23 protein-coding genes are annotated in these 20,996 nt (G+C 44.9%); 21 read left to right on the plus strand and 2 right to left on the minus strand.

What is annotated here, in order from left to right:
• Nucleotides 1-12: 12 nt before the first annotated feature.
• The 9 genes from AAH944_RS03820 to AAH944_RS03860 all read left to right on the plus strand — a co-directional run bounded on the left by AAH944_RS03820 (nucleotide 13) and on the right by AAH944_RS03860 (nucleotide 5,491).
• Nucleotides 13-465: a flagellar hook capping FlgD N-terminal domain-containing protein gene (locus tag AAH944_RS03820; protein ID WP_415536617.1), complete on the plus strand. Its 453-nt coding sequence runs from the start codon at nucleotides 13-15 to the stop codon at nucleotides 463-465.
• Nucleotides 466-539: 74 nt separating this feature from the next.
• On the plus strand, nucleotides 540-1,484 hold the full coding sequence (locus AAH944_RS03825; RefSeq protein ID WP_415536619.1) for a flagellar hook-basal body complex protein: 945 nt from the start codon (nucleotides 540-542) through the stop codon (nucleotides 1,482-1,484).
• Nucleotides 1,485-1,545: 61 nt separating this feature from the next.
• Nucleotides 1,546-2,364, plus strand: coding sequence for a flagellar hook-basal body protein (locus tag AAH944_RS03830; RefSeq protein WP_415536621.1), 819 nt, complete (start codon nucleotides 1,546-1,548; stop codon nucleotides 2,362-2,364).
• 2 nt (nucleotides 2,365-2,366) lie between these two features.
• Nucleotides 2,367-2,774, plus strand: a complete 408-nt coding sequence (gene flgB, locus AAH944_RS03835) for a flagellar basal body rod protein FlgB (protein ID WP_415536623.1) — start codon at nucleotides 2,367-2,369, stop codon at nucleotides 2,772-2,774.
• Between the two features lie 41 nt (nucleotides 2,775-2,815).
• On the plus strand, nucleotides 2,816-3,586 hold the full coding sequence (locus tag AAH944_RS03840; protein ID WP_415536625.1) for a flagellar hook-basal body protein: 771 nt from the start codon (nucleotides 2,816-2,818) through the stop codon (nucleotides 3,584-3,586).
• 42 nt (nucleotides 3,587-3,628) lie between these two features.
• A complete protein-coding gene (locus AAH944_RS03845; protein WP_415536627.1) occupies nucleotides 3,629-4,057 on the plus strand; it encodes a chemotaxis protein CheW in 429 nt (142 codons plus the stop codon).
• A 129-nt stretch (nucleotides 4,058-4,186) separates the two neighbouring features.
• The gene (locus AAH944_RS03850) at nucleotides 4,187-4,297 is read left to right on the plus strand and encodes an RCKP-type rubredoxin-like domain-containing protein (RefSeq protein ID WP_415536629.1); all 111 of its coding nucleotides are present in this window, start codon (nucleotides 4,187-4,189) and stop codon (nucleotides 4,295-4,297) included.
• Nucleotides 4,298-4,413: 116 nt separating this feature from the next.
• Nucleotides 4,414-4,752, plus strand: a complete 339-nt coding sequence (locus tag AAH944_RS03855) for a hypothetical protein (protein WP_415536631.1) — start codon at nucleotides 4,414-4,416, stop codon at nucleotides 4,750-4,752.
• A 115-nt stretch (nucleotides 4,753-4,867) separates the two neighbouring features.
• The gene (locus AAH944_RS03860; protein ID WP_415536633.1) at nucleotides 4,868-5,491 is read left to right on the plus strand and encodes an adaptor protein MecA; all 624 of its coding nucleotides are present in this window, start codon (nucleotides 4,868-4,870) and stop codon (nucleotides 5,489-5,491) included.
• Between the two features lie 21 nt (nucleotides 5,492-5,512).
• Here AAH944_RS03860 and AAH944_RS03865 read toward each other — a convergent pair whose 3' ends face one another.
• Nucleotides 5,513-5,695 (minus strand): hypothetical protein, encoded by a 183-nt coding sequence (locus AAH944_RS03865; protein WP_415536635.1) that lies wholly within the window; start codon nucleotides 5,693-5,695, stop codon nucleotides 5,513-5,515.
• Between the two features lie 143 nt (nucleotides 5,696-5,838).
• Here AAH944_RS03865 and selA point away from each other — a divergent pair, with 143 nt between their 5' ends.
• From selA to AAH944_RS03885, 4 genes are all read left to right on the plus strand, one after another.
• Nucleotides 5,839-7,284 carry an L-seryl-tRNA(Sec) selenium transferase gene (gene selA, locus AAH944_RS03870; RefSeq protein ID WP_415536637.1) on the plus strand — a complete coding sequence of 482 codons (1,446 nt, stop codon included), beginning with the start codon at nucleotides 5,839-5,841 and terminating at the stop codon, nucleotides 7,282-7,284.
• Nucleotides 7,285-7,435: 151 nt separating this feature from the next.
• Nucleotides 7,436-8,530, plus strand: a complete 1,095-nt coding sequence (gene selD / locus AAH944_RS03875) for a selenide, water dikinase SelD (RefSeq protein ID WP_415536639.1) — start codon at nucleotides 7,436-7,438, stop codon at nucleotides 8,528-8,530.
• On the plus strand, nucleotides 8,527-9,771 hold the full coding sequence (locus tag AAH944_RS03880) for an LCP family protein (protein ID WP_415536641.1): 1,245 nt from the start codon (nucleotides 8,527-8,529) through the stop codon (nucleotides 9,769-9,771). The genes selD and AAH944_RS03880 overlap by 4 nt, the downstream gene beginning before the upstream one ends.
• Nucleotides 9,772-10,017: 246 nt before the next feature.
• A complete protein-coding gene (locus AAH944_RS03885) occupies nucleotides 10,018-11,967 on the plus strand; it encodes a flagellar assembly protein A (RefSeq protein ID WP_415536643.1) in 1,950 nt (649 codons plus the stop codon).
• On the opposite strand, the gene AAH944_RS03890 is transcribed toward AAH944_RS03885, so the two are convergent.
• On the minus strand, nucleotides 11,964-12,881 hold the full coding sequence (locus tag AAH944_RS03890) for a Na/Pi cotransporter family protein (protein WP_415536645.1): 918 nt from the start codon (nucleotides 12,879-12,881) through the stop codon (nucleotides 11,964-11,966). The two genes, AAH944_RS03885 and AAH944_RS03890, sit on opposite strands and share 4 nt — an antisense overlap.
• A gap of 413 nt (nucleotides 12,882-13,294) precedes the next feature.
• Between AAH944_RS03890 and AAH944_RS03895 the strand changes: the two genes are divergently transcribed.
• The 8 genes from AAH944_RS03895 to rsmH all read left to right on the plus strand — a co-directional run bounded on the left by AAH944_RS03895 (nucleotide 13,295) and on the right by rsmH (nucleotide 20,983).
• A complete protein-coding gene (locus AAH944_RS03895) occupies nucleotides 13,295-14,074 on the plus strand; it encodes a histidinol-phosphatase HisJ family protein (RefSeq protein ID WP_415536647.1) in 780 nt (259 codons plus the stop codon).
• Between the two features lie 349 nt (nucleotides 14,075-14,423).
• Complete coding sequence (locus AAH944_RS03900) at nucleotides 14,424-14,594, plus strand: DUF362 domain-containing protein (protein WP_015043555.1); 171 nt, start codon at nucleotides 14,424-14,426, stop codon at nucleotides 14,592-14,594.
• A 167-nt stretch (nucleotides 14,595-14,761) separates the two neighbouring features.
• The gene (locus AAH944_RS03905; protein ID WP_415536650.1) at nucleotides 14,762-15,184 is read left to right on the plus strand and encodes a Fur family transcriptional regulator; all 423 of its coding nucleotides are present in this window, start codon (nucleotides 14,762-14,764) and stop codon (nucleotides 15,182-15,184) included.
• A 253-nt stretch (nucleotides 15,185-15,437) separates the two neighbouring features.
• Nucleotides 15,438-17,606: a beta-galactosidase gene (locus tag AAH944_RS03910; RefSeq protein WP_415536651.1), complete on the plus strand. Its 2,169-nt coding sequence runs from the start codon at nucleotides 15,438-15,440 to the stop codon at nucleotides 17,604-17,606.
• 97 nt (nucleotides 17,607-17,703) lie between these two features.
• The gene (locus AAH944_RS03915; RefSeq protein ID WP_015043552.1) at nucleotides 17,704-17,898 is read left to right on the plus strand and encodes a DUF1858 domain-containing protein; all 195 of its coding nucleotides are present in this window, start codon (nucleotides 17,704-17,706) and stop codon (nucleotides 17,896-17,898) included.
• Between the two features lie 197 nt (nucleotides 17,899-18,095).
• Nucleotides 18,096-19,355 (plus strand): patatin-like phospholipase family protein, encoded by a 1,260-nt coding sequence (locus AAH944_RS03920; RefSeq protein ID WP_415536653.1) that lies wholly within the window; start codon nucleotides 18,096-18,098, stop codon nucleotides 19,353-19,355.
• Nucleotides 19,356-19,531: 176 nt separating this feature from the next.
• On the plus strand, nucleotides 19,532-19,969 hold the full coding sequence (gene mraZ, locus AAH944_RS03925) for a division/cell wall cluster transcriptional repressor MraZ (RefSeq protein ID WP_019226174.1): 438 nt from the start codon (nucleotides 19,532-19,534) through the stop codon (nucleotides 19,967-19,969).
• Nucleotides 19,970-20,044: 75 nt separating this feature from the next.
• The gene (rsmH, locus tag AAH944_RS03930) at nucleotides 20,045-20,983 is read left to right on the plus strand and encodes a 16S rRNA (cytosine(1402)-N(4))-methyltransferase RsmH (RefSeq protein ID WP_415536656.1); all 939 of its coding nucleotides are present in this window, start codon (nucleotides 20,045-20,047) and stop codon (nucleotides 20,981-20,983) included.
• Nucleotides 20,984-20,996 lie beyond the last annotated feature (13 nt).

A 20,996-nucleotide genomic window follows, 5' to 3' on the forward strand; every position in this document is an offset into this window, starting at 1 on the left:
GAGGAGGAAACCATGACAAGCGTCTATAATGTAACCGGTACAACTTCGGATACAGCCACAAACGCCAGTACCAGCAGTACTGACAGTACGACTTTAGATAAACAGGCCTTTCTGCAGCTTTTGGTTGCTCAGCTGCAAAACCAGGATCCAATGTCTCCGATGGATGATACTCAGTTCGTTGCCCAGCTTGCCCAGTTCGGTTCTCTTGAACAGCTCTCAAACATGGCAACAGCGATGGATGAGCTGAAAGAAAGCATGGTTACGTTGAACAGCCAATCTCTGTTGACGCAAGGAGCGGCAATGATCGGCAAACAGGTAACCTGGACTGACAGTGCTGGAGCATCGCAGAGCGGAACGGTCACTTCGGTAAAATGGTCCGATGGTTCGCTGGCCCTGGTGGTCGGGGACGCCGAATTGTCTTTAGAGGATATTACAGAGATCAAAGGCTCTGCTGCTGCACCGTAAGCAAAAGGCAAAGAAAATGCGTCTGTATCAGAACAACTTTTGAATAAAATTGAACTAACAGGAGGAAACGCCTTATGATGCGTTCACTATATTCCGCAATTACGGGTTTAAGAAATCACCAGACCGCGATGGACGTTATTGGTAACAATATCGCCAATGTCAACACGAGTGGATATAAAAGAGAAAGAGCCAGTTTCGCAACGATGCTCGGGCAGGCTTCCCAAGGAGCTTCAGCTCCAAGCCTAGCCACTGCGGGCAATCCTTCAACAGCAACGATAGGGGGGACCAACGGCATTACAATCGGTCTCGGCAGCGTGCTTGGATCCGTCGATAAGATTATGACGCAGGGAAGCTCTTCCTATACCGGTAAATCGACAGATATGATGATCCAGGGAGAAGGAATGTTTGTTGTTGAGATTGGGCCAAACACCTATTATACCCGGACCGGCAATTTTGATCTTGATGAAAACGGTATGCTGGTCGATACGAACACAGGAGCAAAAGTCCAAGGGTATCTGAATGGAGATTATGCATTAGCTGATAATACGAATGATCATTTTCCTTCAACAACTGATTATGATATGACCACGTTGTCCGATATCATTATCCAGCAGGGAGAGACGTATCAGATCGGTGGTACTGATTATACGCTGGAAAGCTACGGGATTGATTCCAAAGGCGTCGTTACCGGGGTTTTCACGGATGCTGCAACGGGCAATTCTGTTAGCCGTGAAATGTTTAAGCTGGCCCTTGCTACGTTCAACAATGAAGGCGGACTGAATTATGAGGGGAACAACTTCTATACACAAAGCAACAACTCAGGTGACGCTGAACTTGGGGTCGCGGGCAGTGGCGACAAGGGCGATATCATGACATCATACCTTGAAATGTCCAACGTTGACCTTTCCCAGGAGTTTACGGATATGATCGTAACCCAGCGCGGATTCCAGGCTAACTCCAGAGTTATTACGGTTTCTGACACCCTGCTTGAAGAACTGATCAACCTGAAACGCAGCTAAATAATGAAGGATATTTGACGTTGACGGAGAAGTATTAAGCAGGTAAAGGAGATTGCGAACAATGAAGTTGTCAACGGAATATTTACAAACGCTTCAGGATCGTATCGATATGATTGGTAATAATCTGGCAAATGCAAGCACGACAGGTTTCAAGGAACAGCTGCTGTCCATTGAAGAATGTTACGATGTTCAGGATAGAAGCAATACCATGGCGCAGTATGGCGGTGTGCCTGTGACGCAAAATCCGGTGATTCACGTCAATCACTATGACGGAAACCGCCTTGATTTTTCCCAAGGGTCCCTAGTGAGTACCGGGAATCCTTTGGACCTCGCGATCTGTGGAGATGGATTTTTTCAGGTAAAAACCACGGATGGAAAAATTGGATATACACGGTCAGGTGTTTTCGGCGTCGATGCTGCCGGAAACCTGGTCAATAACGAAGGCATGCTGCTTGAACCGAAGGTGGCAGTTCCGGATAATGTGACGGACATTAGTGTTAACAGCGATGGTACCATCTATGGCGTACGGACAGCGGCAGAAAATGCGGATACGACTGTCCTTACTGGGGAAGAGAAAAAACAGAGCAACATTGTTACCCTGGGCAAGATTTCTGTTTTCCGCTTTACGAATTCCGATGGCTTAGAACAGGCTGGAAACAATGTCTTTTTTGCAACTGAAGCCTCGGGCCAGGCGACTGCAGGGGTCCCTGGGAAAGATGGATTTGGCGTCATTAAGAACGCGATGCTGGAAAAATCCAATACGAATCTATTAACGGCAATGACTGATCTCATACGGATCCAGAGAGCATATCAGGTTGATGTCAGGATTACGCAGGACGAGGATGAGATGACGGTCCAAACCATTGCGATGAGGAGATGAGTATGGCAGGTTGGCTGGATAGTCCGATTTTTAATTTACTCGAGGGCGGTTTGGACGGACTCGGACTGCGTCAGCGTGTCTTAGCCGACAATATTGCCAATAATGATACGCCCGATTTTAAAAGGTCAGATGTTAGTTTTGATAAAATCTTGCAGGCCACGATGGACAGCATAAACAATACGGCAACAGTATCCGGCACAGAGCCCGGCCATATCCCTATTACCGGGACAGGGCTGACTTCAGACGGCTTTGTAGTTAAGGATGAGAATACCATCTACCGCAATGACGGAAATAACGTGGATATTGACCTCGAGATGACCAGGCTTGCAGAAAATACACTTCAATACAATTCATTATCCAGGATGCTGACGATGCATCTTTCCATGCTGAAACAGGCAATTCAAGAATAGCCATCCAAGAATAGACGTTCGTTTGAGGAGCGTGAGTTTTTTTGCTAAGGGGATTATATACGGCGGCTTCAGGAATGATCTTAAATAACCAACAAAGTGAGGCAATAGACCGGAATTTGGAGAGTATAAACAATCCCGGCTATCTGGAGGAAAGTGAGCGGGTCACTTCTTTTCCGCGTCTGCTGGTCAGCAGGCTCACGCCTTCTACGACCAGTGACAAGCCTTCGGAGAATGTCCCGCTCGGAATCATGGGAACGGGTGTCTACGCGGAGAAAGTCTTATACAGCACAGAACCAGGTTTGATCCGGGAAACCGGGAATATGACCGATGTGGCGCTTAACGGCGACGGCTTTTTCGTCGTTGAAACGCTTGACGGGGAACGTTATACCAGAAACGGACATTTTCAGGTTGATCCTTCCGGCATGCTCAGAACAGCAGGTGGTAATCTTGTTCTTGGTCAAAGCGGAGCAATCGGCCCTTTGCCGGACGATTTCACTATTCTGCAGGATGGAACAATTGTCAGTACTGAGAGCAGCCAGATCATAGATAGACTTACAATTGTGGACATTCCTGCGGAAGATCTGGATCGTGACGGACTTACGAGTCTTTATAGCAGCCAGAATCCGCCTACGGAAATACTACCGAAAAACGTCCGGGTTGAACAGGGTTTTATTGAGGAATCAAACGTTGACCTAAATGCGCAAATGGTCAAAATGATTCAGGTAACGCGCTCGTATTCAGCGAATCAAAAAGTGGTCCAAACCAATGATGAGATTTTACAGAAAGCTGTCAATGAAATAGGAAAGGTGTAACTGGCTTCCGAAAAAGCAGAACATGCGTAAGAGGTGATAACTATGGGCTCCCAATCCGTTATTTTTTTGCTGGGTAGCGAAGAATATGGCCTCCCGATTGAGGTCGTGCAGGAAATAACACAGCTGACAGAAGTTCATCCTGTACCCCAGTCCACGGAATATGTCAAAGGCCTTATTATTATCAGAGGTCAGGCGATTCCACTGATTGATCTGCATGCCAAATTTGAGATTCCGTCCCGGAATGAGGCTGGTTTTGCAATCATTATGAAAATTAATGATGAGGTTGTCGGCATTGCCGTTGATGAAATCATTGAGGTAAGGACACTCGAGAATGTTGTCCAGGCTCCTCCTTTGGTCGCTGCCTCATTTATCGGAGGGATTGTCAATCTCACGGACAGACTGATCGTTCAGCTTGATCCGGAATTCATCTTTAGAACCGATGAGCTGGAAGATTTGAAGTTTTTGGCCTGATTGGCTCCGTCTGTCTGTTTACTGGTGACTGGAGATTTGGTAGGCTAACTTGACTTTTTCTAGGTATTGATTTATATTAATCTAATTGAATTGATTTTAAATTGAATCAGAAAAGGGGGGCATCTAAGTATGGCTATGTGGGAATGCAGTGTATGCAAAAAGGTCTCTGAAGGAAGATGTCGTCCGAAACAATGTCCCGAATGCGGCGCTGATAAAGAAAAGATAGTGAAAAAGGATTAGCAGTGCATATCGACTATTATTTATATCTTTTTAAAATTAGTTGGCCGGCTTTGAGCGGTCTTTTTCTTGTCTGCATTTTTATAGGGATAAAATGTCTTTCTATACTTAGAAAGGCGTTGGCCGAAAAGAATCATTTCAGCAAATTTCTTGCTGCAGCCAAATCGCTTTTCCTGGTCTTAATCGTTTTTATTTACGCCCTGATGTTTATGAATTACAATCAGGATTGGCTGAACGACCCTGCAATATCGAAAGGGGTCATCGAAAGCCTCGCGGCGGAAGCTGAGCAGTATACGCTCACTTTGCGCAGCGGAGAAGAGATACTCACGTTAAGTATTGATGCAGCTGCTTTCCATAAGCTTCATAAGAACGATTTAGTGGAAGTCACTTATCTTCACCAGAAAAAAGAGGTAGTTCAATGCAGCGTATTAACCCGACAAGCTGACAATTTCATATAATAGCATAGCTTATGTTTGACATTTAATGGAATTGATTATTGACGTCTCATGATATAATATAATTAAGCAATCGTGTTTTTATCAATCACGTCCATGGAAAGGAGAGGTGGAACTTATGCGTATTCTTAAGGTAAATGACAATACGGTTCGCATTTTTATCTCCTTTACCGAGCTCGCAGATCGCAATATATCTCTTGCTGACTTGTTTCAACGTTCCGCGAGAACTGAACAGTTTTTTTGGGAATTGATTTCAAAAGCCAGAGATGAGGTAGACTTTAGTTTAGATCAGCCTTTCTGGATCCAGGCTACTGTTGCTTCAGAAGATGAATTTGTCATAACGGTAATTAAGCAGGAAGAACAAATTGATGCGGAGATTAACCATATTATTCAAACCGCTTTTGGAGAAAAGAAAAAGAATCCACGCCCTTCTCCGAAGTTTGCGTCTGAAGAGCAATGGGTATATTTGTTTGAAGAATTCGAAGATGTTGTTTCCGCAGTCCGTCTTTTGCCGGGGATTCTCCAGCTTCAATCCGCGTTGTTCCAATATGAAGGTGAATATTACCTGACAATCAGCAATATTGGAAACCCACGTAAAAAGAAACTGGCTGAAGCGATACTGGACGAATTTGGGGAATCTGTCATGACCACGGATACGTTTCTCAAAGAGCACGGTGAAACGATTATCGAGGAAGATGCCGTAAAAATCTTAAAACGCCTCGAGAAAAAGAAAAGGAGCTAACAGCTCCTTTTGTTTTGGGTACTAGCCGGCAGGATTGAAATGGCCTGCCTTGTAGAGCTTGCGGATACTGATCAGGCAATCCGGGCAAACGGGTTGTTTTTTAAACAACAGAAGCTGATCCTTGCCATTGCAGAAAATGCATTTGGATCTATTTTTTGCTTGAAACACGCAGAAGTCGTATATTTTTGTTCCGGACGGCTCCATTGCCTTTCCCCCTTGGATTTATTTCAGCGGGCTGAAATGTTATTATGATAATATTAAACGATCCAGCTTGTCGAAATCCTAAAAAAAACCAAGCGGGTAAGAATGAACATTTTGTCTTAGATTGCAGAATTCGGGGTGTTTTTTTGAGAAACAGCAAACTGCGCCTTCTTCCTCCGGTAAACGAGGTCATTGCCGAATTAGCAAAAACCGATGCCTGTAATGGTTATGAACTTTCGGTAATTACCTGGGCTGTAAGGAAGGCTTTGGAAAAAGCCAGAAAGATTCTTTTGGATGATCTGAATCACGATGGCGAAGAATTGAATAGTGGAAAAACTAAAAAACTTCAGAATTTTTTGTACTGTCAGCCTGAAGAATTTGTACCGGTCTTTCGAGTGTGGTTGTATAAGGAGATCCAAGCACAATTGAGAGGTTATGGAAGTATGAAGAGAGTCATCAATGCTACAGGTGTAATTCTGCATACGAATTGCGGACGAGCACTGCTTGCTCCGGAAGCCGCCGCCTATGTTGCGGAACAGGCTGTTGTTTACAGCAATCTTGAGCTTAACCTTGAAACCGGAAATCGCGGTTCGAGGTACAGCCATATCGAAGAAATTCTGGCAGAGCTGACCGGGGCCGAAGCATCCCTTGTTGTGAATAACAATGCAGCAGCGGTACTTTTAATCATGAATACTTTTGCCGTCCATAAAGAAGTCATTGTTTCCCGCGGAGAACTGGTGGAAGTCGGCGGATCTTTCCGTATTCCTGAAGTGCTCAAAGCAGGAGGGGCAAAGCTGGTGGAAGTCGGAGCAACGAATAAGACCTGGCTGAAGGATTACCAGGAGGCGATTGGCCCGGAGACGGCGATGTTGCTGAAAGTACATACCAGTAATTATCGGATTCAGGGATTCCAGCATGAAGTTCCGGTTGATGAGCTTGTGGTGCTCGGTAAAGAGTCGAGGATTCCGGTTGTCGTGGATCTTGGCAGCGGCAGTTTCCTGGATGGATCGGAATATGGTCTTCCGCAGGAACCGACGGTGCAGGATACGCTGAAAAGCGGAGCTTCACTGGTTTCTTTCAGTGGGGACAAACTTTTGGGAGGCCCTCAGGCCGGAATTATTATCGGCAAAAAGGAACTGATTGATCGCTTGAAAAAAAATCAACTTACTCGGGCTTTGAGAGTTGATAAGCTGGTCCTGGCTGCCTTGGTCGGAACGCTCCGTTTCTATCAGAGAGGGGAAATCGGTAAAATACCTGTCTGGAATATGCTTTCCCATACAAAAGATGATCTTTGGAAAGACGCGCTGAAGCTTAGTGAAATGCTTGCTGGCCTGCCCGGTTTAGAAATACAGGTTATGGACGCTGAATCCTGCGTCGGAGGCGGGGCTTTTCCGACGGCGGTGCTTCCGACTTACGTATGTGCGATAAAACCAAAGCAGAATTCCGTAGTTGATCTTGAAAGTTTTTTAAGACAGGGAGACATACCTATTCTTGCTCGCATTGTGAAAGATGCAGTTGTTGTTGACCCTCGGACGCTGCTTCCGGAGGATTATCAGGTGATTGCAGACCGTTTACGGGGATGGGGTTCGTGACAAAATACGATTACAGCATTCTAAAATTACTTACTAAATTGTTGATTTATCCTTTTGTATTTTATATTAGGTCTGCAGGTCATGTTGTGTTATAATTGCTTTTGAAAAAAACAACTGAGCGACAAAGGAGAAAACGAAAGGAGGGAAACCAATGTCCGGCGACAAAATAAGACTGACGCAGTACTCGAGTAAATCTGGCTGAGGATGCAAGATTGGTCCTGGTGACCTGGCACAAGTTTTGTGTCACTTTCCAAAGCAAACGTCCAACCCGGATCTTCTGGTCGGCTTTGATACGTCAGATGATGCGAGTGTCTACCGTCTTAATGACAATCAGGCGATCGTCCAGACAGTTGACTTTTTTACTCCAATCGTTGATGATCCATATTCTTTCGGGCAAATTGCCGCAGCCAACGCCCTCAGTGATATCTATGCCATGGGTGCGCGTCCGCTGACTGCGCTGAATCTTGTTTCTTTTCCAATTGATAAGCTTGATAAAAGCATATTAATGGAGATACTAAGAGGGGGAAAAGACAAAGTTGAAGAAGCTGGAGCCTTAATCATCGGCGGGCATTCGATCGATGATCCTGAACCGAAGTATGGTCTGTCCGTAACAGGCATTGTTCATCCTGAACGGGTGCTGACTAATTCCAGCGCCAGGGAAAACGATTTGCTCGTTCTGACAAAACCATTAGGACTTGGGATTATCACGACTGGGATAAAAAACGGGATTGTCCCAGCAACGGATGAGAAAGCCGCCATTGAGGTCATGGCACGGTTGAATAAGGAAGCGTCGGAGATTGCAGTCCTGACCGGAGTAAATGCTTGTACGGATATTACCGGCTTTGGTCTGTTGGGACATCTTCACGAAATGATGAAGGCCAGCGGTATGCAGGCTGAGATCTTTGCAGGGAATGTTCCGGTCTTGGGCTATGCCTGGGACTGCCTAGAGAAAGGAACAATTCCCGGAGGAACGTTGTCCAACCTGATTTATCTCGAGGATTATCTGGAAGCAGCGTGCAGTTTGGACTGGAAATTGATCCTCGGTGATGCTCAGACTTCAGGGGGGTTGCTTCTGGCAGTGCCTGAAGAAAAAATTGAAACGCTAATCATGGAATGTCATAACAGGGATGTGCATCCTGTCGAGATCATTGGCAGAGTATCGAAGGGAGAACCCGGAAAAGTATTGATTCGTAGGGGAACCCATGCCTTTGGCAAGACTACGATAAATGGAGTGGGACAGACTTGAGGAATAAAAAAAATAAAAAAAGGAAAGCTTTTACGATTATTGCAGTTTTGCTCGCAGGGATTATTGCCGGTTCGGCTGCCTTTGGCTACTTTTTCTTAAATCAAGGAAGTACAGATGCGGGAGGCAGCACAGAAAACTCAAGTACGGACTCTCTTAACAAACGGATAAGCTTCCTGCTAATCGGTGCAGACAAAAGGCCCGGACAAACTTCCTATAATACGGATACTATCATTGTTGCGAGTGTGGATCCCGATACGAAATTAATTTCTCTCTTGTCCATTCCCAGGGATACCAGGGTCAGCCTTCCTGGATCAAATTCTTACGTCAAAATCAATTCGGTCGTGATGTACCGAGGAATTCCTGAGCTGATGGATGAGGTTACCGAACTGACGGGCATACTGCTTGACGGCTATGTCGTGACCAATTTTGACGGTTTTAAAAGTATTATCGACACAGTGGGCGGAATTGAACTCGATGTTGAAATGGATATGTACAAAGAGACCGGAGACGAAGTTGACGGCGTGATTGACCTGAAAGCCGGAGAGCAGCATCTGACCGGGACTCAGGCGCTCCAGTATGCCAGATTCCGGGGAGACAGCACCGCGGACATCGGCAGAACTGCACGGCAGCAGAAGGTCTTGAAAGCAGTGGCCAAAGCAGTCCTGCAGCCCTCAACCATTATTAAACTACCCAAGCTTATTCCTCAAATCAATGAAGTTGTTGAAAGCGATCTGAAACTCGCGGATATTCTAAGACTATCCAAGGCAGCCGCGGCTTTCGACAGTTCAAACATGGTGAATCAAACACTGCCTGGCTATGGACTTTATCTTGACAATATCAGTTACTGGGAAGTCAATCCCGATCATGCCAAACAAGTGGCTAAGAATCTTCTGCTCGGGATTACCACCGATATAACCATCGACGGGACAGTCCTCGACCTGCTGAGCCCGGAACTTCAGTCCCATATCACGGTACCCGGAAGCTCTTCAGATCCAAACGGCGCCGCGTCTCCAGGTCACGATGACTCGGGCAGTACGAGCGGGAGCAGTGAAGGTTCGTCCGGAACAGAGCTGAATGACGGAAGTACAGGAACAGGCGGCGGAACCGGTACGGACATTGGACAGGGTACGGGCAGTCCGGACCAGAGCAACAGCCTGGGCCAGGGTGAAAGTAATTTGGACAATGGCAATGCTTCAGATAACAAGACGAAGGAAACAAAGCTATTAATCATTCCTGAATAATTCTCTTGTAGACAAATATCGAAATAGTCAGTAAAATGAGAGAGAATAATCATAAAATACTGTAATTATGCTATTACAGTATTCTTTTTTTAAAAAAATTGTAATTTTACAGATAATTTTTTGGCTTATTTTCGTTATTATTTTAATACTTTTATTTAATATATGCGATTTTTAGGACTAAAGTCCTACACGTTTTGTTTTTAAAATCAGACTATTTTTCCAGGTTGTTTAAGGAGAGTGCGGGCCATGAAAGAAATGATTGCAACAGGTAAAACGTTGGAAGAAATCAGAGAGAAATGGTCTCGGGAATGGGGCTGTGATCCTGAAGAGCTGCAGATAGAAACCATAGAGAAACCGGGAGTCTTCAGCAGGCTCTATAAGGTAAACGTAATTTTGCCGGATCCGGACAAACAAAATTTTCCGCAGGAAGATACCCAGGAGGAAGATACTCGGGTCCTCTGGGATCAAGTCAAATATACGATTTATCCCGGATCGCGGGTTCAAAGCATCGTTCCTTATCCACATGCCGGAAAATTATTTATGCTGGGCAACGAAATTGAATATGAAATGCCTGTTAATAAAGGTGATACCTTTGAATTCTATCCTTTGGTCCAGCAGGGTGAACTTTCCTGGAAAATCACCGTTGAGCCGGACGGCAGCAAAGCTGTCGCCAGAGTCAGACATGCCCGTGCGGGTGAATATGTCCTGGCCAATTCTCTCCCGAATTATTCGCAGCTTGTACTGGAACAACATGTTTCCTTTAATGCTTCCCCTGAACCTGATGCGCTGTCAACGGAAGCAAACCTGCTGAAAGAAATCAGTGACAAAGGAATTGTTTATGGAATAAAAAGCAATCTTTGGGCGGATTTTATGGTAGTCGACGGTGAAAGCGAAATTGTCATCGCTGAAGCAACCCTGCCGATTCCAACTGTTCAGCCTCAGCTAATCGACTATGTTGGTGAACCCGTATTTCAGAATGAAGAAAGCAATGAAGACAAAATTGATTATTTCGCCTGTAAGATTGTCCTTTGCCAGAAGGATGATATTCTGGGCAGGAAGATCCCGGGTAAAGAAGGGGTCCCCGGTACGAACATTTTTGGAAAAGCCACTCAGGTTGATAAAATCAAAGACTTCATCATTACAATGAAGAAGAATGTCTATCTGACTGAGAATATGGAAGTTAAAGCCTCCTGTTCCGGTACACCGGTAAGGGTCAATAAAAATACATACTTGGTTGAAAACGCGTTTATTCAAAACAAAGATGTTGATCTGAGTACCGGAAGCATCGACTTTCCAGGGGATGTGTTTATCGGGGGCAATGTTGCGGACGGATTGTATATTCATTCCTCCGGCACAGTCAAAGTACAGGGTTCTATCTCGGGCGCTGATATTAAAGCAGAAACGGGACTGGCAGTAAGAAATAATATTATAGCCAGTAAAATATTTGTCGGAGAGAAACATGTCTCTAGATCCGAGTTTATCAAAACCATGCAGGAAGTCAGTGAAGAGCTTACGCTCTGTGTTCATCAGATTGAGCAGCTGCAGGGAGCATCCGCCAATACGAGTGTTGGCCAGCTATTCAAGGTCATCCTGGAGAGGAATTTCCAACAATTGCCAAAAAAAGTTGAAGAGCTGGAGAGACTGCTTAACAGCCAGGAATCCGGGTTTGTATCCCAGGAGCTTGATCAGGCGATACGTTCGGTGAAGCATTTTATGATAGGATTAGGACCGCTTCAGCTTAAAGATACGCTTTATCTTAAAAATGCCCTGAAGATTATAGGCTTCTTCATGGCCACCAAAGGACTGGCCGCCTCGGCCAGTGTTCTCTGTGATGTCAGTTATGTTCAGAACTCTGAAATCAGCTGCGCTGGCGATTTCTTCTGCCACAAAGGCGTGTACAATTCCATTTTGAAAATTGAAGGCGGTATGAAAATTCATGGTGTCTGCCGCGGCGGCGAAATCAGTTGCTCGGGTGATGTTTACATTTGGGAACTTGGCGGCTCGAATATCAGTGCCACGACAATCAAGGCATCCAAAAACAGCCATATCAATATCGAATTCTGCCACGCCAATATTAAAATTTTCATTGGCAAAGAGCTGATCAAGATTGATGAACCGGCTCAAAAAGTTGATATTTTCAGGGACAAAGGGAACCTTCAGGTTGGAAAGCTAAGATGGGACGGCAGTACGCGCTAACGGGATCTGGCCAGTAACCGACTGATATAGGGCAGCAGAGGAAGAACCATAAGCGATGACAGGATGTTAAAAATTGTATGGCCGTTGGCGATCTGGCGGCTTAGGCTTCCCCCAAGAGACCTGATCACCTCGGTCAGCGGATCCAGAAGCGGGTAAAACATCAGAACGCCAAAAACGTTAACGAACACATGAAATAACGCAACCCATTGAGCGGATCTTGAGGTAAAAGCTGAGACAATCAAAGCGGTGAAGCAGGTCCCGATATTGGCTCCGAAAATAAAAGCAAGGGAGGTTGGCAGATCAAGCCAGCCTCTTTCTGTTAAAACCATCACAAGGCCTGTCGTTGCACTTGAAGAATGCAGGGCTGCCGAGAGAACGGTACCTGCTGCAATGCTTTCAAGATAGCTGCTGTTCAGATGGAGCAGACGTTCCTGAAAATATGAGGTCGAGGCAAGCGGGATCATCGCGGATTCCAAAACGGAAAGAGAGAAAAACATCAGGCCTAAGCCGGCCAACGCATAGCAAAAGAATTTCATTTTGCCTTTCAGCAGCCAAAACCCTAGAAATCCGGGCGGGATCAGCCATATGGCGAAATCCTTGAGCGGCAAAGACAAAAGCTGGGGCGTTACCGTGCTGCCAATATTGCTTCCGAGGATCAGTCCGAGCGTATTTTGGAAGCTTAACAAACCGGCGTCAACAAAGGAAATTGCCATTACGGTCAGCGCTGTGCTCGATTGCAGGATACTTGTCGCCAGAATGCCGCTGATGAATCCTCTCGCGGTGGTTGCGGTGAATCTCTGCAGAACGAGCTGAAAATAAGACCCCGTGAACTTTTCCAGGCCATCTCTAAGAATTTTTATTCCTGTCAATAATAGCATCAGGCCTAAAAAAGTAAAACAGACGGGGACAAGCATCAGCAGCTCCTTCGGCTTTTCAGAATAAGATCACTCGGTTAATTCTATTCGCTTGAACCAGCCGCATGTCTGAATTATCAAACGCTAGTACGGCTTTTGTTAAATAATTACACAAGAAGCCCTAACAACATGATTTTTAATATATATTCCTATTAAATAACAAAAAAACTTGCGACCATCTGCCGCAAGTTAAGAAAAGAGAGGAGTGGGGATAAAATTGGAAAACGTGAGACTAATACCATTGTGTCCCGTTTTCTACGAAACTATGCAAAAGTTTTTTTGCAGGAATTTGGTGCTTTTTATGGAAAATAGATTGCATACAGATGTTTCATATTCCGCCAGATAATCATTAGGTAGGATGAATCATTCGATCTAAGGTTTAAAGAAAAATATTAAAGGTTACGAGGTAGGTTATGCTTGATTTACATGTTCATTTGCTCGGGCATCTTGACCGGGAAGTAACAAGGGGAAATATCCGTCTTTTTCTTGACGAGGCTAAAAAGAAGAATTTAGTTCAGATCGGCTTTGCAGATCATGATATGTACTGGAATGACCTAAACCTGGATCTGATCAGAGAAGTTGCCGAAGAGTATCCTGAATTGCAGGTGAGAATAGGTCTTGAGGTCGACTATCGGGAAGAGAATGAAGAACTGATCCGCAAACGGATCAGTTCATATCCTTTTGACTATACGATCGGTTCTGTCCATGAAATTAACGGATGGTTCTTCGATTATCCCGAGGAAGAAGAAGAACATCTCAGGCGGGACCCTGACAGCTTGTACCTGGAGTACTTCGCGCTGGTGGAAAAAGCAGCTGCCAGCGGAATGTTTCAGATTATCGGGCATTTCGATTTGATCAAACTGTTCAAAATAAGGCCGCGGATAGACGTAAAAATTCTTGCAGCCAGGGCTCTGGAAACGATTAGGAAGCAAGGACTGGCCATCGAAGTCAATACCAACGGAAGGTATAAGCCTGTGCAGGAATTTTATCCGGAGCCGAAACTGCTTGAACTGATTCACCAGATGGGTATCCCAATCACCCTGGGCTCAGATGCGCATGAACCAAGTACGGTGGGACGTGATCTTGAAGAGGTTGTCCGGCAGTTAAAGCTATTCGGCGTAAAAGAAATAACCGGGTTCACGGGGCAAAGACCGCATGCTTTGATGTTTAAAAACAGGTTGATTGGAGAATAATAGAACTAAATAATGTGACGTTACGTTAATTGTTCTTTGTTCACAATAACACAAACGGGAGATGGAAATTCAATGATTGAAAGATGCCGTTCCTGCGGACACGAACACGATGATATTTCCAGGGTCATATTTCGCCGCAACCACGTCAGCAACCGGATGCTTCCATATTGTTCCTATTGCCTGAGGAGATTATACAAGGTGCCATACAGGCCTTAGTACTTCAAATATTTTAAGGTTTTCATGGCAATCATTTTTCTCTCCGAAAATAGCTTAGCTCAAAAATACACTTGTTTTTTTGTCTGCACTTTGATATAGTTGCTGGTGAGATAGGAAAAGGGGGGTTGGGACTATGGCATACGTTATTACTGACGACTGCACAACATGCGGATCCTGTGTCGACGAATGTGCAGTAGGAGCTATTAGCGAAGGCGACGGCAAATATGTCATCGATGCTGATACCTGCGCAGAATGTGGCGCTTGTGTAGACGCTTGTCCTTCAGGTGCAATTATTGAAGGATAATTAAATACTGCAATAAAGAAAGAGTATCTGAAGGATGCTCTTTCTTTTTATTGACGGCATTTGTCCAGTGGGTATATAATACAAATAATTATAATGATTCTAAAAATAGACTAAATTTATATACAAACTCAAAGTTTCTCAACAATTGACGAAAGGAATTGAAAGCCGTGAATGCTGTCGAAATTCTAAAGGGATTAAAGGATAAGGGAATACGCTTTACTCCCCAAAGGCAGGCAATTTTGGAATTTTTATTAGTTACTGATTCTCATCCCACTGCGGAAGAGATTTACAAACAGGTGAAGACGAAGTTCCCTGGTGTGAGTCTGGGCACGATTTACAACACACTGAATATGCTCAAGGAACATGGGTTCCTTCTGGAACTTCCTTGTGGGGATATGTCCAGCCGTTTTGATGGTAATCCGGTAAACCATTATCATGTGATGTGTTCGAGCTGTGGCAGGGTTGTCGATTTTCATAGCTCATTGATTGATATGGATGCAATGGTCACTGATAAAACCGGCTTTGTTGTATATACCCATAACCTGGTATTTTATGGGGTATGTCCAGGTTGTCAAGATAGCAAAGAATAAGGCTCTTAGTCAAATGTTGGGGTAAACTTATAAGCAACAGAACGCTAAATAGGATGCTGGTAATAGTTTCAGACTATTATCAGCATTTTTGATGTCCATGGATGGATAAATGCCGCGGTCATTACATTTTTCTGATAGATCTAAGTGTAACTAAGGCTGCCAAAGCTTGGCAGCCAAGTTTTCTAAATTTTTGCAGGTTTTTTTAGGGCTTTGCTCGAAATAAATATGGAAATGCAAGATCTTGCGAGGTTTTATGTTTAAAAGATTTACAGTCATACTTGTTTCGATGCTTATTATTGCTGCTCTTGCAGTATCTATATGCTGGGAAAATACTCAGGGTGTTGAACTATACAGTGATAATCCTGTCACAAAACCGTACAGGATTGCCCAGGATTTAGGCGGAAAATGGAATAGCTATTCAAGCTTAAAGCAGGCTTTGACCTATGAAAATGAGGCAACGGATAGCATGATTGATGTTTTGGACCTCAACCAGGCCAAAGATTTGATTATACCTTCGAGTCAGGGGTTCGATGTTGCCGCTAAAAAATTTTCTGTTGCCGGCAAATGGAGTTACAAGACGGCTCAGCTGACTCTGGAAGGGGTAAGCGGAAAGGTTAGTGTATTCTTAAACGGCATTGATGATGTGAATTTGATCGGTGAAGTTGAAGGAAACGGCGGCGTATATATTTTAAACTTTCCTGCCTCCAGATTTGATTTCAGCAAGGAAAACACGCTGTACCTGAAGACTGAGAAGAACAGCGTTCAGCAGAACAGAATTTTCGGCTGGTTATGGCCGGAACAAGGAAAAATTACCGGTCAGGTACGCCTGGAGGCAGTATCGGAAACGACCATTGATTTATCAAGCATAGCTGTTTCGTATGATTCAGCGAAAAAGCAAGTGAAGGCCCGCGTGAAGATCAAGCATCACGATATGCTGGAGCAAGGACCTTGGGTCTTAAACGGAGCTTTAACTGCTAATCAGCAGAAGTTCGCCGAATGTGTGCTTCCGCTGAGTACAAACGGCAAATTTGAACAAGACGCGGAGCTGATTTTTCAGGTGCCGGCTGCGCATTTCTGGAGTCCGGAAGATCCTTTTCTGTATGAGCTTAATTTGAATATAACCAATAACCGCGGAGGCTATGACAGTCTTCAGCTTCCGGTGGGAATCCGTCAGCTGGGAACAGCAAACGGAAAATGGACAATGAACGGTACAGCCTTGGACGTCCGGGGCAAAATCATTTCCCAGGAACAGGATTACACAATTCGAAATCAGCGCCAGACGGAGGCCTTTCTGAAGAACCTTAAATCCGGCGGCTATCATGTGATCTGCTTTATGGGCTTCTTTCCTGATGAGAGCTGGCTGTATGCCGCGGACAAGCTTGGCGTGGGCGTATGGCTGGAAATGCCTGTCGGTTTCACGGCATCGTCTAAAATACCGGATCCGGCAGTCTTTGAAGATCTTGCTGCCGTTGCGGCAAAGCATCCGTCGGTATTAGCCTGGACAGTTGCCAAAGGCATTGATGATTCCACGGCTTCCTCAGAATACCTTCAGAAGGCCGGGGATATGATTTCCGGCTTTTCGCAGTATCAACTTTCATTCCCAAAAGGTCCGGTTGATTCAAGCGTAACCGAGAATATTTTGATCCTGTCTGAAGGATTGCATGGCGAATGGGGAAATCTGACTTATTATTCCGATAGGTCAGCTAACGTGGTGCAACCATCAGATTCCAAATGGAAAACGGAGAAAGTCGCCGTAATTTTATGGCTGATCTGTCTTGTGTTTTTGAGTGCCCAAAACTTCTTCTCGATTAAATGGAAATACCAGGAGTTGTTTAATGATTTACCCAAAAGGGCCGTGCGCAGAGCTTTTTTTTGGTGTTGCCTGTCACTCGTGGCCCGCATGGGAACGCTCGGAGCGATTGTCGCTTCTCCGCTTTTTGATTTACCGGCCGATACCATACCGCCCTGGATTTCTTACGACTTCACCTGGCTTAAGGAAGTACAGGATCTCCCGTTCGTACTTGTCTGCATCCTTATCTCCTTCTTTTTGATTGTCTTAAGACTGCTGCAGATTGGGGTTGCAGCTTCAGCCTTCCCACAAAATCCAGGGACGTTGGGGCTGACATGCTGGATGGAAAGAAAATACGGCTGGATTGTTCTTGTTGGCGTTGCTTTCGTGCTGACAATATACGGCATGCCTTACTATTTCCCGATTGCAACGTATATCCTTCTGTCTGTTATATTCCTGCCTGCCAGGATCAGAGGCTCCTGGAAAGCCGGTGGGAAACACTCACGCCTGCTGATCGTTCCAGCCACAGTATTTTTTGGCATTCTGATCACGTGTTTATGGCATTACCAGGATTTTTCCTATCTGATTCAAATGGTCTTGCCCAACATCGACTTTTCTTTTCAATTATTTTAATATCTATTTCTAAATTCTAATGGTGGATGAATTTATTTGCTTCTTATAATGAAATATTTTATAATAGCATTGAACAACTTGTACAGGAGGAAATCGAATGATCACGAAAGATATGGTTATCGGCCAGGTTCTCAGACAATACCCGCAAACTGCAGAAATTTTTGTGGCACTTGGTATGCACTGTCTAGGATGCCCGTCTGCAACAAGGGAGAGTGTTGAAGGCGCTGCGATCACGCATGGCAAAAACCCTGATGATCTGGTGGCAGAGCTTAACAAAGCCGTCGGACAGTAAGGACTCCAAGTACCCCGATCATTCTCGCAACAACAAGGCCCTGCGGTATATTCCGCAGGGCTTTTTTAGTGTATCATAAAAGTGTAAGCATTTTTGATAGAAATAAGAGCAGGTGAGGTTGCCGCCAAAGGTTTGGCGCCGATTAAGTTTTCCTTATCCGGTATTAACTTCAGGAGTTTGAGTGAAGGAGTGGAAGGATGTACGGTCTTGTTTTGGAAGGCGGAGGTGCAAAAGGCGCCTATCAGATCGGAGCCTGTAAGGCGATGCGGGAATTGGGCATAAACTACGGGGCAGTGGCCGGTACGTCCATCGGGGCGCTGAATGGAGCGATGATTGTTCAGGGCGAACTGGATAAAGCGTATGAGCTGTGGTATGAGATGTCTCCCTCGAAGGTATTTGATATTGAAGAAGTACGGCTGGAAGAACTTAAAAAGTTGGACATATCTCATGACGGACTGCTTTACTATATGAAAAAGGCCAAGGAAATTGCCTCCAGCAAAGGCCTGGATATCACATTTATCAAAAAACTGCTTCAGGAAATCGTGGATGAAGACAAGCTTAGAGAATCCAAAATGTTGTTCGGATTTACGACGGTTTCCCTGTCGGATATGAAACCCGTGGAATTTTTTCTGGAGGATGTCCCCAAAGGCAAAGTTGTAGAGTATTTACTGGCGAGCTCAAACCTTCCTGCTTTTCAGCAAGAAAAAATTGACGGAAAACACTATCTTGACGGCGGTTTTTATGACAATCTGCCTTTAAACATGCTGGTGAGCAAAGGTTTCAAAGAGATCATTGCGATCAGGACCAACGCGCTGGGCCGTCGCAGAAAGCTTGCGGACAGGGAGGTTCATGTTCAATATATTTCTCCCGCCGAGACGCTTGGCAGTATCCTGGATTTCAGCAATGAACAGGCCAGATATCATCTTAAACTTGGTTATTACGATGTTATAAGGCAGTTCAGGCGTCTGAAAGGCCAAAAGTATTATATCGAACCAACAGGGGATGAGGACTTTTTTATTCGCATGATGCTGTCTCTCGGTGAGAAAAAAATTTTGGCGTTGGGAGAAAAGCTGGGCTTTAAAGGCATTCCTTACAGGAGGATGCTTTATGAATATATTATACCGAAGATTGCTGCTTTGCTTGATGTGAAAAAAGAAACAAGTTATGAGGAAATGGTAATTGCTCTTTTGGAATTTATTGCACTGGAACAGGATATCTATAGGTTTCGAGTCTATTCGTTTCAGGATTTTCTGGAATTGGTCAGTATGAATTTACGGGAAGTGAAAACAAAGAGCAGCGGGGAAGCCTTCGCCCTGCCTGCTTTCGTGAAGCAAAGCGGCGTTCTGCCCAAGATGGTGAAAAATCTGATTCTGCGGGAACTGATTCGTGAGCTTTTTCAAGAACAGAATTTTGCTGCTGCAATCCTGCCAAATAAAAATTCGCAGGACATTACCTAATCATTACGTTTGGATTTTTTTGGTTAGCGGATTAAGGAAAACATAAAAGATAGGGACTAAATTCCTATTTTTTTTGTTTTCTTTTTTTTGCAGCAGGAATTCTCAAAAAAATAGAGAATATGTGGGGTATAGTGGGTTGAAGTGGTAAGTAAGTGGTGCCTGGTGGGGTGAAGATTATGTTCATGGGGGAATTTCTCCATACGATAGACAATAAAGGCCGTCTGATCATACCGGCAAAGTTCAGAGAGCTTCTTGGCAATAAGTCGTTTATTACCAAGGGGATGGAAGACTGTCTTTTTCTTTACCCTGAAAACGGATGGTTTGATTTTGTGGAGAAGCTGAAACAGCTTCCTGTATCGCAAACCAGAGCCCGTGAATTTACCCGCTTGTTCTTTTCCAGCGCTGCCGAGTGCGAATTTGATAAACAGGGGAGGATCTTGGTACCTGCGAATTTACGGGAGCGTGCTTTTTTGGAAAAAGATGTCGTTGTTGTCGGTGTCATGGATAGAATCGAGGTCTGGGATTCCTTGAAATGGAGAGAATACAGCACCAACGCAGCCAAAAATTATGAAGATGATGCTGAGTCCCTTGCTGCAATGGGTTTAATGATATAGAGAATACACCATTGTACATAGGCTGAACAAAAAGTGGGTACGCTTGCGATAAAGCAAAGAAAGGAATGGCCCTAAGTGGTTTTTGAACACCAAAGCGTCCTGCTGCAAGAGACAATTGAAATGCTGTTTACAGACCCTGACGGGCTATACGTGGACTGTACGCTGGGGGGAGCCGGACACTCGGCACTGCTGCTCCAGCGGTTGAGTGCTTCGGGCAGGCTGGTATGTTTTGATCAGGATGAAATTGCTGTTGCCAATGCCCGCATGAAGTTTGCCAATGACCCAAGAGTCACTGTTTTTCAAAAGAACTTTGTGGAACTTGAGGATACGATCCGAACGAATAGCTTATTGCCGGCAGCGGGGATCATGTATGATTTAGGGGTTTCGTCGCCCCAACTGGATGAAGCGGAAAGAGGCTTCAGCTATATGCAGGATGCAACGCTCGACATGCGCATGGACCGCAGAAAACCGCTTACTGCCGAAGAAATCGTCAACAGCTGGAGTGTGGAAGACCTGACCGGAATTATCCGGGATTACGGAGAAGAAAAATGGGCGCTGAGGATTGCAAAGTTTATTGGCGAAGCCCGAATTCACGATAGAATCAGAACAACAGGGCAACTTGTTGAAATCATAAAGAATGCGGTCCCTGCTGCAGCGCGCAGAGAAGGACCTCATCCTGCCAAGCGCACTTTTCAGGCTTTAAGGATTGCTGTGAATAAAGAACTTGAGGTACTGGAAGAAACATTGGATCAGGCTCTGCGGTGCCTGCAGGATGGCGGAAGAATAGCCGTCATTACCTTTCATTCTTTGGAAGACAGAATTGTTAAAAACAAATTTCAGTCCTGGATGGGCAAATGTACATGCCCTCCTTCTCTTCCGGTTTGTTGCTGCGGTGCAAAGCCCCTGGCGAGGCTGGTCAATAAAAAACCGATTGTTCCATCCAGGGAAGAGGAAAATGATAATCCCAGATCGCGGAGCGCCAAGCTTCGTACTGCTGAGAAACTTAAGGTCTAAATAGGGGGGGAGA

The sequence above is a fragment of the Dehalobacter sp. CP genome, assembly GCF_047652685.1.
Taxonomy (GTDB): domain Bacteria; phylum Bacillota; class Desulfitobacteriia; order Desulfitobacteriales; family Syntrophobotulaceae; genus Dehalobacter.

Bases quoted from the DNA above. Each gene is read 5' to 3' on its own strand.
- AAH944_RS03820 (WP_415536617.1), top strand. From the start codon at position 13: ATGACAAGCGTCTATAATGTAACCGGTACAACTTCGGATACAGCCACA.
- AAH944_RS03825 (WP_415536619.1), top strand. From the start codon at position 540: ATGATGCGTTCACTATATTCCGCAATTACGGGTTTAAGAAATCACCAG.
- AAH944_RS03830 (WP_415536621.1), top strand. From the start codon at position 1,546: ATGAAGTTGTCAACGGAATATTTACAAACGCTTCAGGATCGTATCGAT.
- flgB (WP_415536623.1), top strand. From the start codon at position 2,367: ATGGCAGGTTGGCTGGATAGTCCGATTTTTAATTTACTCGAGGGCGGT.
- AAH944_RS03845 (WP_415536627.1), top strand. From the start codon at position 3,629: ATGGGCTCCCAATCCGTTATTTTTTTGCTGGGTAGCGAAGAATATGGC.
- AAH944_RS03850 (WP_415536629.1), top strand. From the start codon at position 4,187: ATGGCTATGTGGGAATGCAGTGTATGCAAAAAGGTCTCTGAAGGAAGA.
- AAH944_RS03860 (WP_415536633.1), top strand. From the start codon at position 4,868: ATGCGTATTCTTAAGGTAAATGACAATACGGTTCGCATTTTTATCTCC.
- AAH944_RS03865 (WP_415536635.1), bottom strand. From the start codon at position 5,695: ATGGAGCCGTCCGGAACAAAAATATACGACTTCTGCGTGTTTCAAGCA.
- AAH944_RS03885 (WP_415536643.1), top strand. From the start codon at position 10,018: ATGAAAGAAATGATTGCAACAGGTAAAACGTTGGAAGAAATCAGAGAG.
- AAH944_RS03890 (WP_415536645.1), bottom strand. From the start codon at position 12,881: ATGCTTGTCCCCGTCTGTTTTACTTTTTTAGGCCTGATGCTATTATTG.
- AAH944_RS03895 (WP_415536647.1), top strand. From the start codon at position 13,295: ATGCTTGATTTACATGTTCATTTGCTCGGGCATCTTGACCGGGAAGTA.
- AAH944_RS03900 (WP_015043555.1), top strand. From the start codon at position 14,424: ATGGCATACGTTATTACTGACGACTGCACAACATGCGGATCCTGTGTC.
- AAH944_RS03910 (WP_415536651.1), top strand. From the start codon at position 15,438: ATGTTTAAAAGATTTACAGTCATACTTGTTTCGATGCTTATTATTGCT.
- AAH944_RS03915 (WP_015043552.1), top strand. From the start codon at position 17,704: ATGATCACGAAAGATATGGTTATCGGCCAGGTTCTCAGACAATACCCG.
- AAH944_RS03920 (WP_415536653.1), top strand. From the start codon at position 18,096: ATGTACGGTCTTGTTTTGGAAGGCGGAGGTGCAAAAGGCGCCTATCAG.
- mraZ (WP_019226174.1), top strand. From the start codon at position 19,532: ATGTTCATGGGGGAATTTCTCCATACGATAGACAATAAAGGCCGTCTG.